The sequence below is a fragment of the Pediococcus parvulus genome (assembly GCF_007990205.1).
GTDB classification, from domain to species: domain Bacteria; phylum Bacillota; class Bacilli; order Lactobacillales; family Lactobacillaceae; genus Pediococcus; species Pediococcus parvulus.
Window position 1 is genome coordinate 1 of record NZ_BJWE01000048.1, and the last position, 13,467, is coordinate 13,467.

16 protein-coding genes and 1 pseudogene are annotated in these 13,467 nt (G+C 37.3%); 6 read left to right on the forward strand and 11 right to left on the reverse strand.

Annotated elements, in window-relative coordinates; all coding sequences use genetic code 11:
* Nucleotides 1-23: 23 nt before the first annotated feature.
* The 3 genes and pseudogenes from PPA04_RS08290 to PPA04_RS09905 all read right to left on the reverse strand — a co-directional run bounded on the left by PPA04_RS08290 (nt 24) and on the right by PPA04_RS09905 (nt 1,668).
* Nucleotides 24-851, reverse strand: a complete 828-nt coding sequence (locus tag PPA04_RS08290) for a TMEM175 family protein (protein ID WP_057784883.1) — start codon at nt 849-851, stop codon at nt 24-26.
* 275 nt (nt 852-1,126) lie between these two features.
* Nucleotides 1,127-1,282, reverse strand: a pseudogene (locus PPA04_RS09900) (DapH/DapD/GlmU-related protein); the annotation flags it as partial.
* A 143-nt stretch (nt 1,283-1,425) separates the two neighbouring features.
* Nucleotides 1,426-1,668 carry a maltose acetyltransferase domain-containing protein gene (locus PPA04_RS09905; RefSeq protein ID WP_373295141.1) on the reverse strand — a complete coding sequence of 81 codons (243 nt, stop codon included), beginning with the start codon at nt 1,666-1,668 and terminating at the stop codon, nt 1,426-1,428.
* 200 nt (nt 1,669-1,868) lie between these two features.
* On the opposite strand from PPA04_RS09905, the gene PPA04_RS08300 reads away from it, so the two are divergent.
* Complete coding sequence (locus PPA04_RS08300) at nt 1,869-2,084, forward strand: DUF378 domain-containing protein (protein ID WP_057784884.1); 216 nt, start codon at nt 1,869-1,871, stop codon at nt 2,082-2,084.
* Between the two features lie 402 nt (nt 2,085-2,486).
* On the opposite strand, the gene PPA04_RS08305 is transcribed toward PPA04_RS08300, so the two are convergent.
* Both PPA04_RS08305 and PPA04_RS08310 read right to left on the reverse strand, forming a co-directional pair.
* Nucleotides 2,487-4,214, reverse strand: coding sequence for an ABC transporter ATP-binding protein (locus PPA04_RS08305; RefSeq protein ID WP_057784885.1), 1,728 nt, complete (start codon nt 4,212-4,214; stop codon nt 2,487-2,489).
* A 42-nt stretch (nt 4,215-4,256) separates the two neighbouring features.
* Complete coding sequence (locus PPA04_RS08310; protein WP_057784886.1) at nt 4,257-4,811, reverse strand: MarR family winged helix-turn-helix transcriptional regulator; 555 nt, start codon at nt 4,809-4,811, stop codon at nt 4,257-4,259.
* Nucleotides 4,812-5,001: 190 nt separating this feature from the next.
* Between PPA04_RS08310 and PPA04_RS08315 the strand changes: the two genes are divergently transcribed.
* The 3 genes from PPA04_RS08315 to PPA04_RS08325 all read left to right on the forward strand — a co-directional run bounded on the left by PPA04_RS08315 (nt 5,002) and on the right by PPA04_RS08325 (nt 6,696).
* Nucleotides 5,002-5,322, forward strand: a complete 321-nt coding sequence (locus tag PPA04_RS08315; RefSeq protein WP_057784887.1) for an ArsR/SmtB family transcription factor — start codon at nt 5,002-5,004, stop codon at nt 5,320-5,322.
* Between the two features lie 21 nt (nt 5,323-5,343).
* Entirely contained in the window at nt 5,344-5,952 is a 609-nt protein-coding gene (locus PPA04_RS08320) for a CadD family cadmium resistance transporter (RefSeq protein WP_057784888.1), read from the forward strand.
* Between the two features lie 264 nt (nt 5,953-6,216).
* Complete coding sequence (locus PPA04_RS08325; protein WP_057784889.1) at nt 6,217-6,696, forward strand: VOC family protein; 480 nt, start codon at nt 6,217-6,219, stop codon at nt 6,694-6,696.
* 292 nt (nt 6,697-6,988) lie between these two features.
* Here PPA04_RS08325 and PPA04_RS08330 read toward each other — a convergent pair whose 3' ends face one another.
* Nucleotides 6,989-7,306 (reverse strand): DMT family transporter, encoded by a 318-nt coding sequence (locus PPA04_RS08330; RefSeq protein ID WP_057784890.1) that lies wholly within the window; start codon nt 7,304-7,306, stop codon nt 6,989-6,991.
* A 141-nt stretch (nt 7,307-7,447) separates the two neighbouring features.
* Nucleotides 7,448-8,767 carry an MATE family efflux transporter gene (locus PPA04_RS08335; RefSeq protein ID WP_057784891.1) on the reverse strand — a complete coding sequence of 440 codons (1,320 nt, stop codon included), beginning with the start codon at nt 8,765-8,767 and terminating at the stop codon, nt 7,448-7,450.
* Nucleotides 8,768-8,977: 210 nt separating this feature from the next.
* On the opposite strand from PPA04_RS08335, the gene PPA04_RS08340 reads away from it, so the two are divergent.
* Both PPA04_RS08340 and PPA04_RS08345 read left to right on the forward strand, forming a co-directional pair.
* Nucleotides 8,978-9,328: a DUF2200 domain-containing protein gene (locus tag PPA04_RS08340; protein ID WP_057784892.1), complete on the forward strand. Its 351-nt coding sequence runs from the start codon at nt 8,978-8,980 to the stop codon at nt 9,326-9,328.
* Between the two features lie 106 nt (nt 9,329-9,434).
* Nucleotides 9,435-10,088 (forward strand): TetR/AcrR family transcriptional regulator, encoded by a 654-nt coding sequence (locus PPA04_RS08345; RefSeq protein ID WP_057784893.1) that lies wholly within the window; start codon nt 9,435-9,437, stop codon nt 10,086-10,088.
* Between the two features lie 23 nt (nt 10,089-10,111).
* On the opposite strand, the gene PPA04_RS08350 is transcribed toward PPA04_RS08345, so the two are convergent.
* From PPA04_RS08350 to PPA04_RS08365, 4 genes are all read right to left on the reverse strand, one after another.
* Complete coding sequence (locus tag PPA04_RS08350; protein WP_186806976.1) at nt 10,112-11,578, reverse strand: FAD-dependent oxidoreductase; 1,467 nt, start codon at nt 11,576-11,578, stop codon at nt 10,112-10,114.
* Nucleotides 11,579-11,805: 227 nt separating this feature from the next.
* The gene (locus PPA04_RS08355) at nt 11,806-12,180 is read right to left on the reverse strand and encodes a nuclear transport factor 2 family protein (protein ID WP_057784895.1); all 375 of its coding nucleotides are present in this window, start codon (nt 12,178-12,180) and stop codon (nt 11,806-11,808) included.
* 95 nt (nt 12,181-12,275) lie between these two features.
* Nucleotides 12,276-12,749, reverse strand: coding sequence for a flavodoxin family protein (locus PPA04_RS08360; protein WP_057784896.1), 474 nt, complete (start codon nt 12,747-12,749; stop codon nt 12,276-12,278).
* Between the two features lie 57 nt (nt 12,750-12,806).
* Nucleotides 12,807-13,412, reverse strand: a complete 606-nt coding sequence (locus PPA04_RS08365; RefSeq protein WP_057784897.1) for an NAD(P)H-binding protein — start codon at nt 13,410-13,412, stop codon at nt 12,807-12,809.
* Between the last annotated feature and the right edge of the window lie 55 nt (nt 13,413-13,467).

Sequence of the window (13,467 nt, forward strand, 5' to 3'; positions counted from 1 at the left end):
AATTCTTTCTTCTCCTTATTTTTTTAGCCTTTTCGATTCTGCTGAGAACGCACACTATAACCCCGTTTCATGTTACTAACATCCATCCCGCTATCCTTAAAAAGAACTCGCATTTCATGCGCCATTTCTTCTTGCCAGTTGGGATTAGTTCGCCTTTGATGCGCATACTTTTGCCCAATTTCACGTTGTTTTTTCCGAAATTCACGTAAATCACCACTTGAAAACTGCAAATACTTATCCTGATTTGTTGGTGAAAGTTGCGTAACTTCTTCCAAATCTGAATGATCATCCCGATTAAACACAAATGAAATCAAAGGTAAGGTTAAATAACACCACAAAGCCCACTCAGGCTTAAAATACGCCAAGACTAAGACGATAACATTGATTAATCCTAAGAAATTGCTATGATTCAAATAGATTTTATCAAATATTTTTCGGATGTCATTCATATCACTGTATTTTTGATGAATGACCGCATAACTAACTAGCATAAATAATCCATTTACAATAAACGTCAAAATTCCATAAGCCATGACCGTGTGTCGATTAGTATCCACCGTAATTAATTTAGTGAACGTTGGTGTCAGAGATAGAAAAGCTAAGAAAATAAATTCTAAGATAAAAACATGATTGTTCATAGTCTGTGCATCATTAAATAAAACGGAATGCTGATACCAGATATTTGCGACAAAACAAAAGCTAATGAAAAAAATTCCGATGGCTTTACCAAATTGCAGATATTCCGTTAAAGAATCATGTTGAGGCATTGGTAATTCCAATACCATAATTGTAATGATAATTGCAATAACTGCATCGCTGAACGCATCAAGTCGTTCCTTCAGTTTTTCCATAACAAAAACTCCTCGTATTAATCCAATAAAATGATACATCAAACCTATCCAGAAAACTAGTTGTTACATAAGTCAATTTTTTTGTAGAGGCCGGGTCAAAAATTATATTTTTATTGCGTTTCATTATATCTTCCGAATATTATTTCTAAACCAAAAAAAATCAGATTCTTTCGCCTAGTTACGACTAACAAACCAAAGTACGGATCATTTGTTAGTCTAAGCTATGCTCAGAATCTAACCGCCTTTTTCCCCACTCTCTAATAAAATTAGAGTGATTTAATCTTTTTGGCTGGCACACCACCAACTAAAACATTATCAGGAATATTCTTGGTCACAACTGCTCCAGCAGCAATAATCACATTATTACCAATTGTCACTCCTGGCATAATTGAAACTTTGCCACCAATCCAAACATCATTACCAATCGACACGGGAGAGGCTTTTGCAAGATACATACGGCGGCCTTCCGCTGTCATAGGATGATTAACCGTGTAAATATCAACATTTGGTCCAATCATAACATTATGGCCCATATTAACTGGCGCAATATCAAGGATTGTCAAATTGTAATTGCTTAGAAAATCTTCACCAACATGAATATTTTTCCATAATCACAATTAAAATTGGCTTGAACCGAGACTCTTTTTCCTGTGGATCCAAAAATCTCTTTGATTTTATTTGTTTGCGCCTGTGGATCGGTTGCTGAAATTTCATTAAATTCTTGGCACAGTTTTGCCGCCCTGGCCTTTCGTTTGGCAACATCCTCGTCTAAAAAATAGTATTCTTCTCCAGCCATTAATTTTTCTAATTCAGTCATATCTTTCACCTCACAGATCAGAATACCACTTAAACTAAGGTTTAAGTCTAGCCTATTTTGAAAAGTCGTTTCTATCCTTTCAAGCTTGTTTAAAATAAAACAATTTTGAGTTTTTAACTTTATTTTTGCAACAAGAAATTGTTAAACTTAAGTTGTTCCATAAAGATCAATGCTAAAAAACAGAAAGGAGAGACTTCGTTATGAAAACTATTGATAGCATCGCACTGGGATTATTGATTGTTGGTGGTCTAAATTGGTTATTAGTTGGACTATTCAACTTTGACTTAGTGGCAACTATTTTTGGTGGTCAAACCGCCATCCTCTCTAAAATTATCTACATTGTCGTTGGAATTTGTGCATTATATGCATTGAAATTCTTCCCGCTGATTATGAATACTGTTAAGCGTGAAGGCTAAAAAGGGCTAGATTAGTGAAGTGCAAAAATTAGACGTTTGCATAAATTTTAAGTAACTACGGCTTGTTTCCGATAATGAATCGGCGATAAGCCTTTTGTTTTTAAAGAAATCCTTTCATAATTGGCCACAAATTAGTCCTTGGGTACGTTAAACTAAATATCGTTTGATAGTGATAAAGATTTTTCTTAGTTCTATATCTAAAATACATAAATTGATCACCTTCAAAAACTCGGCAGTTAGATAGCTCAGATCCTCCAATTATAACCTATTTTGTCTAATCTCAATCCCAGTTGAAATCTTTTCTTTACGGCTTCAATTCCTGGATTTAAATTAGTTAGCGATTCAGATTGTTGTGGCATGACTTAGCCTCCCCATCTTCAATAAGTTTGTTTTGAACCTAATTTAACCTGTAAACTGATTTTCTACATATTCGTGATATAACGGCAATGTTTTAATCAATTCTTGGTGGGTACCATGTCCAGTAACTTCGCCATTTTCAATAAAATAGATCTGGTTAGCATCTACAATCGTACTCAATCGATGTGCAATCACAAGTGTGGTTCGATTATGCATAAGTTTTTCTAATGCTTTTTGAACCATCATTTCCGATTCTGAATCTAAACTTGCCGTTGCTTCATCAAGCATTAAAATCTTTGGATCTCGAAGAAATGCCCGTGCAATGGCAATCCGTTGTCGTTGACCACCAGAGATTTTAACACCCCGTTCGCCAACTTGGGTATCCAACCCCTTTTCCATTTGAGAGACAAATTCCTTGGCATACGCCATTTCAAGGACATGCCAAAGCTGATCATCGGAATATTTTCCGTTAAGCCCATAAGTCAGATTGTATCGAATGCTGCCACTCATTAATTCTGCATTTTGACTAACTAAGCCAATTTGATTTCGCCAATCGGTTAAACTGATATCTGCAATTGAAACGTCACCAATCCTGATTTCACCAGAATCAGGTTGATAATAACGTTCCAGCAAGCTAAAGATAGTCGATTTACCACCTCCAGAAGGTCCCGCAAATGCAACGACCGTGTTTGGTCTTGCCACAAACGATACATCTTGAATAGCCGCCTTCCCTTTTTTATAGGCAAAATTCAGGTGACTCACCCTTAAAGATTTCCCCTGCGCATCTAGTGGCTGTCCTTCATTTTGAACCTCCTCATCAACGGTTAAGAGCTCTTGAATACGGGCCGTCGAGCCACTGGCTTTAGCCATACTGGTGAAAAATTGTCCCATAGTCGCAAATGGACCAACCATTTGAACCAGATACATAAAAAATGAAATCAAAGTCCCAAAACTCATCGTTACCTGGGCAACCCGACTAGCTCCATATACGAGAATCCCAATCATCATTCCCATCATCACCATTTGCATCACTGGTCCAGAAATAGAATCATAAATAGCTTCTTTCAACCCAATATTATAAAGTTTCTGGATTTTTTGATTTCCAGCGTTTTGCTCAACCGATTCGGCAGTGGAAGCTTTGACTAACCGAATCTCACCTAGTGTTTCGCTAACTTCACCATTAAAATCTGCCAAAGTGTCTTGACGCGCATGGGAAATTTTTCGTGCTTGATTCGCAATTGGCATAACGCACAAAATAACCAAAGGCACACCAATAAACATAATTAAAGTCATTTTCCAGTCCATTATTAGCATTAAAACTAATGCTCCAACTAATTGAAGAATTGAGGTCACCATGTTGGGAACCGAATTAGCGAGTAAATCCTTAACCTGTGAAGTATCATTTACCACCCTAGAAGAAATCTCACCAGATTTGGTTTCGTCAAAATAGTTTACTGGTAGCACCAGAATTTTACGCCATAAAAACTGCCGCAGGTTGTTCACAACATTTTCGCCGAAGAATCCTAAAACAGCACCTGATCCAGAACTAACGAGTGCACTCAAAACAAACAGGACAATCGTCCAAACAACTAATTGCATGTTAATTCCACTTTGCAACTGATTGATCAATCGTTGGGCAACTTTTGGCACAATCAATTGCATCCCAGTTGCAATTAGGCCAAGAAATAGCCCTAGCCCTAGTTGCCAAAACCGTGGTTTGATTTTAGCAATTAATTGCACAAAATTTTTGAGAGTGTCCCACAAGGTTTGTATTCATGTTTCGCATTTTGTTATATCTCCATTTATATAGTAATTTTAATCGTGATTGTAAAAATCAAAACCGTGCGGAAATCTAGGATGACCCATTCCCTTAAAGCTTCGTCTCGTGTTAAGAAAATCATTACGACGTTCTTCCCACTTTGGTTCCTTACTTTTTAAGTCACTAACTAATTTTTTTAAAGAATCACTTAGCTGTTGCTGGTCATTGTCTGACAATGATTCAAATAATGAATCAAAGAAATCGTTTTTAAGTTGCCGCGACTTGATGATCGATTCACGACCTTCATCAGTGAGTGAAATAAAAGTAACCCGTTTATCATCAGGTGACTCCGATTTTTTGACCATGCCACTTTCTTCCAACTTGCTGACTAGCACACTGGCAGAACTAGGACGAATATCTAATTCCTCTACAATCTGTGAGTTCGTTAATTGATCTTTCTCCAACAAGAGCCGCATGACACGCTGTTGTCCTCGTTGATTAAATTGTGGATTATTCTCTTCTTGTGTGCTTCTAATTGCCGCTGCAACAAATACTTTTTGTTGAAATAAATGGCCAAATAAATTTAATAACTCTTGTGTATTTTTTTTCATGTTCAATACCTTCTTTTTTATTTAGTTAGTTTGTGTTACCAATTAACTAACAAAATACAGTCTAACTACTTAGTTAGTACATGTCAACAATAAACTAACTAATAAAAATTTTTTTTCATATTAAACGATCGCCAATTGGATTTGCTGTACACAACATATTAGGATACACTAATATGTAGGAGATGATCCCATGACTATTACCCAACAGAAATTGATTCATGCCTTAAATAATGAAGTTAGATTAGCAATTCTAGAAACTTTAAAATCGGGTTCCAAAAACGTAACTGAGTTGACGGAAAAAATTAATTCTAGTCAATCTAATATTTCTCAACATTTAGCCTGCCTTCGTGACTGCAAACTAATTACCCAGAATCGACGCGGAAAATATTACTATTATCAATTAGCTACTCCAGAAATCACCCATCTTTTAGCCGAAATGGATTTGGTTATTAAAAGTTTAAACTGGAAAAACAACGAGGTTTCGGTGGCTTGCAAAAGTGACATGCCCTAGTCCACATGAAAGGAATTTTGAATGTTAACATTAATTTTTTCTGGAGCGACTGCATACATTTCAACCAGCATTGATTATTTAGTTATTTTAATGCTCATTTTTTGCCGAGCAAGTTCAAAAAATGAACGGTTAACTGTGTATCTCGGTGATTTACTTGGAACCTCCGTTTTAGTAATAATTTCTCTTATTCTAGCCTTTGTCCTGCATTTTATTCCCGCTACTTGGCTGCTTGGAATTTTGGGACTTATTCCAATAATTATGGGCATGAAATTAATAGTAAATGGCGAAGAAAATACAGATACAGTTGTGAATCAAAAACTGAACGCACGGCGAGGTTTTCTCTTAAATGTAGCCATGATCACCATTGCCACATGCGGTGCTGATAACATTGATATTTATGTGCCTTTCTTTGTGACGTTGTCAGTTTCAGGTATACTGATCGTATTACTCACATTTACTGTAATGCTAACTATTTTTTGTTATCTTGGCTATTTGCTGGTAAAAGTTCCCGTTATTGCCAAAAGTTTAGAAAAGTATGGCCGATGGATTACTGCAGCTGTATATATTCTGCTTGGTCTTTACATCATGTTTGAAAGCGGTACTTTTAATAAGCTGTTCTCAATTTTGTAACTATTTTTAGTGAGATTAAAACTGTCACCTAGGTATGTACAAAACTGCCTTGATGGCTTTTTTGATGTCAATTCGCACATTGAATTTTTAAGCGTACCTAAAAGTGGTAAGGCTCTTTACTTATTTTTTGTATGAATGAATACTTGCTTCATCAAATTAATAATTAATTTACCTGCCAAGGAGGTAAACATTATGAATAAAAACTTAATTGGACTACATCATATAACAGCAATTACTTCCAGCGCACCAAAAATATGAAATTTCATGATCGAAATTTTAGGGTTACATTTAATTAAGAAAACAGTAAACCAAGACGATATTCGCACCTATCATTTATATTTTACAGATGACATGGTCAAAGCCGGCACTGATATAACGTTCTTTGATTTTCTTGGAATTCCTAAAGGTAAACAGGGTAAAAATGGAATTACCCGACTCGGTTTCCGCGTTCCTAACGATAAAGCATCGGAGTGGTGGCAAGACCGTCTCGATAAATTTGAAATTAGCCATGATGAAAGTAAAACGCGTTTTGGTGCCAAATATTTTTATTTTTACGATTTTGATGATCAACAATACCAATTAGTTTCCGAAGAAAAACCATGGTGTTGCTGGGGGAGATCCTTATCGACACAGCCCAGTGCCCGGAGAGTACGCAATTCGTGGTGGTTTAGGACCTTCGTTTGGCACCATAGACTATCCCGAAAAACTAAATCAAGTTCTTACCGAAGTTATGAGCTTTACTAAAATAGCCGAAGAAATAGGTAAAACTTTGTATGAGTTACACGACGGAGGTCACGGTTCGCAAATCATCACTGAGACAAGTGTCGTGCTCCCCGATCAATTCCAAGGGTTTGGTACCGTTCATCATCTGGATTTGTTGATCGCTTTTACTTTAAATCAGAATATTTTCGTCCTGGCCGAGGCATCCTTATTAGAAAGATCTTGTGTATGAATATGGAGCATATTTGCCAACTCTCTTATATAATGAAAGTAAACTTACACTATTCTCTTACCTAGATGGCAAGTAACTCATTTCTTACGCACTAGTAATTTTGATACCAATAATGCTGACAACTAGCAACCCAACAAATAGCCAAGTTAATGGTGTTAAACTATCATGAAATAAAATAACTCCTATCACAATACTACCAACCGCACCAATCCCCGTCCAAATTGGATATGCCAAACTGAGCGGTAATATTTTCGTGACTCTAGCGAGAAAGTAAAAACTTAATAACATTCCAATTACGGTTGCAATGGTAAAACCAACTTTAGTGAATCCCTGACTAAATTTCATGGTTGTCGCCCAGACCGTTTCAAAAAGTCCAGCAATTAATAATTCTATCCAAATCATATTTTCCCTCCAAAAAACGCAACCCTAAACTTCTTCAATTGACCTTACGAAGTTTAAAATTGCGTTTCTGCACCCGGTGGCACTTTTATTTTATTTGTGTATTCAGTGTAACATGTCAGCCGCCTAATCAAAAATAAATTGTTACGCTAAAATTTGTTTGTAGAGCCAAAAACCAATTCCAAAGGTCAAAATGTCGGCAACTGGTTGAGCCGCAATCACACCATTATAACCAAATATCCCTGCTAACAAGATAATGACTACTGCAAAAACGATTCCTTGACGTGAAATGGACATCACTAACGCTCCCATCGCTTTGCCGGCTGATTGAAAGATCGTTGTAAACACCAAAACGGCCCCAATAAATGGGGAAGTAATCAAAAGTAAACGCAACATGACCGTCCCCATTTTGATAATTGTAGTATTATGCATGAACAGCGCCATCAACTGTGGTGCAAAAATCATCAAAATAGCCGCACAGATTAAAGCGTACACAACTTCAACCATAAAATCGAATCTTACCACTGCTTTAAAACGAGCCTGATCACCAGAACCATAATTGTAACCAATTAATGGCTGAGCACCAAAAGCAAATCCCACCATAATTAGCATCACAACCATGTATATTTTTAAAACAATTCCCATGGCCGCAATTGCAGTTGCCCCATAAGGCGCTAAGTAATTGTTTAACAGCATCACTCCAAAACTCTGCATAAAATTAGTTAAAGAGGCTGGAATCCCAATACTTAAAACATCCTGAACTGCTTTTTGGGGAATATGAATCTTTTTAATTGAAAGGGAAAGAATCTGACAATCTTTTACCATGAAATATACCAATAGCGAGGTATTCAGAATATACCCAATTACGTTGGCTAGCCCAACACCTAGTGCTCCCCAATGAAAGACAAAAAGAAAAAGAGGATCCAAAACAATTGTCAAAATGGTCCCAGAAAGTGTAGCCACCATTGATTTGGTGGCTAACCCTTCCGTTCGGATAATGTTACCTGGAACTAATGAAACAATGATGAAAACTGATCCTAACGCAAGCATTCGGTAAAAATCGGCCGCATATTGATAAGTTTGGGAGGTCACACCCATTAAACCAAGGATAGGACGTTCAAAAATCAGCATTAGAATTGTTAACACAAGACTAAACAGGATAGAGCTGTAAAAACAAAAGCTGCTTAGATGAGCACTATCTTCGTGCTGTTTTTTACCAAGCATTCTGGAAATTGCCGCACTCCCACCTAAACCGAAAATATCGCCAATGGCAAGCATAAACGAAAATAAAGGCGTTCCTAAAGCAATTCCCGCAACTAAATTTGCATTACCAGTTTGAGCCACAAAGAAAGTATCGACTAAATTATATATCATGCTTGCAACCATCCCTAAAACAACTGGAAGTGCAAGTTTCATATAAACCTTAGGTATTGGTGCATGCGCAAATAAATAGTCTAAATTCATAAATTCTTCCCCAGTTTCATAAAAAAATCCCCAGCCAAATTGGCTCAGTACCTTGCCAACTGTCTTGGGGTCACTTATTTTATTGTCTTTTTCAGGTTAACACCTCATTTTTTGTTTGTCCATTATTTTTGAAACCGTTTCAAATGCAGTTAATGCTGGAATATGTTAAATTTAGAGTGCCAAATTTGCAAACCCAGAGGGAGGTTTAACATGAACAATAACCGCTTATTTCAAATGCCGTTTAGTAAAATTTATGCTTTGTATAGTCAGAAAATCGGAAAAAAGGGACGTCAACAATCTGAACTTGATGCCGTTATTTTTTGGCTAACTGGTTATAATCCCAATACGCTCCAGCATGTCCTTGATTCCGACATTCCTTTAAAAAGCTTTTTTGAAGAATCACCAAATTTCAATCAAAATGCTAAGTTAATTACTGGATTAATTTGTGGGTATCGTGTGGAAAATATTGAAGATCCCTTGCTTCAAAAAATTCGTTATCTTGATAAGCTTGTCGATGAACTTGCCAAAGGTAGAAAGCTAGACACTGTTTTGCGGAAATGATTTTCAAATTTGAATTTGGTGAAATTTAATTGGATAATCGGATTCAAATATTGTAGCATGGGAACGGAGCCTTAAAAGCAAAATCACAGGAATTGAGTTGAATGACATGAACACAAATGTTTTTTCGAATTATCGCAACTGGCTGGACGCACAAAAAATACCTAAAGGGAAGAAAGCCGTTTTACTTTCTGCTTTAACCCTCTTCGCAGAATTTGGCTTTAATGGCACTTCAACTGCTAAGATTGCTCAAACTGCAGGCGTTAGTCAGGCTACAATTTTTAAATATTTCAAAACCAAACAAGATCTACTAATCGCAATTTTGCAACCAATCATCCAAAACTTCTTTCCGGTTTATCGCGATGATTTTTTGGCCGAATGGCAGAATTTTAATACTCTGCGTGAATTAGTTCATTTTATCATTCATGATCGCTATCGTTTCCTAAAAGAAAATTCAGATGCATTTACAATTCTTTTGTCCGAAATGTTGACCAACCAAACGATTCGTCGGTTATTTCAAAAAATTCTTCAGTCTTCTAAACCAATCTTCGTCAAGCAATTTCAAAAAAAACTCCTTCAAAATGGTGTGCGCAAGGATCTAGACAGTTTGGCCGTCTTTCGAACCCTTTTGGGTCAACTGCTCACCTACTTTTTACAGCAGAAATTTGCCCCCCAGATTAAGGTTAATGAAGAAAACGATCTAAAAGAGATTGAAGATCAAATTATTCGCGCAATCAGCGACCAAAAAAGAGAAGCCAATTGACTTCTCTTTTCATTTTGTATTTTTTATTTTCCTAAATACTTGATGACAGATTTTCCTGCCAAACGTCCCGAATTCCAGGCAAACGCACAACTAATACCTTCCAATGTTGGATAAGAAGTGTCATACATACCACTTGCATCATTACCAGCAACGTAAGCACCCTTAATTGGCTGCTTATTTACTTTTAAGGCCTCCATTTTGGCATTTGTTTCAATTCCACCAATTGTACCTAAGGAAGTTGAACGGGCTTTAAGGGCATAAAACGGACCCTTTCGAATCGAGAAACGCAGATAATCAGATGATTTATAAAAATCAGGATCTTCTTTTTTGTCGACATGCTCATTGTACTGTTTAATCGTGTTTTCAAAATCCAGTTCCGGCACGTGCAATTGCTGCGCCAAATCTTGTAACGATTCCGCACGCCACCCGGCTTCTTTTTGAATCGCTTCTTCCAAATCAGCATCAATTTGTGGAAATGGGCCGACTTTATGGGTCATCACTTGATGATCTAAGCTCTTAAAAGTGCGTTCAAACGAATCTGTCCAATCAAGTGATTGCGCTGAAATATGGTCAACAAACTGTTGATCCAGAATAATGTAATAGTAGCCGCCTGCCGTATAGGTTGCGTTGCCCCATAAAGCAAAATCGTAGCAGACACTTTCATCTACAAATCGGTTACCAGCGCTATCAACCCACAAAAATGGTAAATTTGTTAGTGAAAAGATTGTCCCGTTGTGCCATTTATGATTTTGTGGTGAAATCACCGAAGCCGCATGATTTTCAAACACCCCCATATGGCGAGTGTCTGCCCCTAACTCGGCCAGCATTTTGATACCATCACCAGTTGCCTTACGTTCTCCCATGCTATATAGATTATCAGGATTGATGGCTAAATATTCTTTGACGAGATCCGGATTGCCAATAAAACCACCATCAGCCACGATCACTGCGGAACAATCAATCACAAAATCGTGTCTATCTTGGTGAACCTGAACACCTACTATGTTGCCATCTTTTTGAATAATCTTAGTACCTGCTGTTTTAAGTAAGAGTTGCCCACCATGATCCTTAAACCTGTGGATGAGGCGATCAAACGCAGCAAATTTATCAATGTATTGGTGGTAAACCTTTGGATGTTGTTGATGGACCTCTTGTGTATTATTTACAAGTTCAGTTTTTAATCCTCGCTCATCAAGCCAGTCAATGGTAGATGCTGATTCCTTTAGGATAGCTTTTGTTAAATTCAAATTACTGCGATAATGGGTGTAGCTCACCAGCTCTTGATAGGCTTGTTTGAGGGAATATTGCACACCCGCTGCCCTTTGTTGACTACTTTCAACTGCAAACAGTCCCTGAGCACCAAACATCCCAGCCCCACCAAATTTATCACCTTTTTCAAGCATGATAACTTGTTTTCCTGCTTCTGCTAACGTTACACCAGCAGCAATCCCAGCAGCACCAGCGCCAACAACCACAACATCCGCTTCCATGATTTAAAAATCTCCTTTTCAAAAGCAATTCAGCAATTTCTTTTTCGATACATCTAATTAAGTTTACCAAAGTTCAATGATGAAAGCGATTAATTACAACCCACCTGGTCTCGAAACAGTTGATAAAGTCAGAAAATCACGGCAAACCGACACTAAAAAAAGCCTTAATCTAGAGAGTGAATGAACAGCTTCACTCCCAAACTATCAAGACTTTTTTAAATCTAGTTTTAATACATGGCTGCATTAATATTCATGATTTTCCAGTCATCAGCAAATTTTTCTACGTGCAAGGTCAACTGAAGTGGCCATATATTTCGCCCACCATGAATACTAGCATCGACTCGGCTTTGACCAATTAGATCTGCCTGATGATCATTTTTCATCTGAACTTCTACATTTTCTTCAGTTGAAGAAAAATAGTTCATTTGTTTTGTATCAATGTCTTGTAACCATTTTTGTTTACTCTGGACCATTCCCGTCATATGGACTAAATGGAAATTAGCATCTAGTAATACGCCTAATTTCTTAGTATCTCCGGCCACCATATAACGATTATGGTCTCGGTATAATTGGACAATTCGTGCTTCTTCATCATTACCCATCTATTCTGCCCCCCCTGAAATATCCTTATTGACAAGGTCCGCCATGCAAAGTCTATAAAATAGTTCAATTGATTTTGACTTTCCGTTTCAAAAAATTAGAAACTTTCTGACCAGTCCACAACCGCTTTTTCAGCTGTATCCCAATCGCTGCCGGTCAAGCCCAAACCCTTTACCACCTGAGACGTTCCAACAAGATGCTTGAAATCTTTTTCATAGGAATCAGCCGAGCCTGTATCCGTATAAAAAGGCGCTAATTTGGTTTTTGAAGGTGTAATTTGTTGCAAGAAACTACGAACTGGCGTTGAAACTTCACCAGACCAAACTGGCCCACCAACCAAAACTAAATCATAATTACTTACATCTGGCAACTCGCCAACCAGTTTTGGTAATTGATTTGTTTCCAACTGTTTTTTGGCCCGATCTGAAGTATCAAACATATCAGTCGAAAATGTACCATCTGCTACCTTCATTGCAAAGACTTTTCCATTTGTCACTCTTTGAATAATTTTTGCCAGTCTCTCAGTATTACCAGACCAAGAATAATAGGCAATTAATATTTTTTTTGCCATCTTTTGTCTCCTAAATGTTTTTAACACTCTAACCGAGTTATCAATATCCTAAACTTGTTACTTACGATTAATCCCCAAACTATCTCGTGAGCCTAATTTTTCATCATGAGCTAAACGCACAACCAAGTCCGCAATACTCTTTCTTGATACATCGTGGCCACCAAATGGCTCACCTTTTTTTGTCACTTCATAACTTGTATCATTACCATTATCGAACCATCCTGGTCGAATAATTGTGTAGTTTAAATCAGAAGCCTCGATCACATCTGCTGCATCTCGATAATTCTGTAATACCGGATTAGAAGCCAAATTGCCACTAGCACCCACGGAAGCGGGAATTTCATTATAAATTCCCATCGAAGTAATAAACAAAAGGCGTTTTACGTCCGAATGATCCATTGCATTCACCAAGGAAGAGGCCATTGAACGTAAGTTACCACTTAAAGCAGCAAATACGGCATCTTGTCCCTTCAAAGCCTCAAGTAAAGTGCTTGTATCTGCCACACTGCCAGTTAACGCCGTTTCGCGCTCCTCATTTATGTGTCCTAAACGACGAGTATTTCTCGCCATTAAAGTTAATTTATCGGTTGTATTCTCTAAAAAGTAATTTCTTGTGACACTACCAACTGAACCAGTTGCACCAATAATTAAAATATTTGCCATTTTAAATTTCTCCTCTTTACTTTATAAAAACTAAATAACCTGATTTTGTGGATCG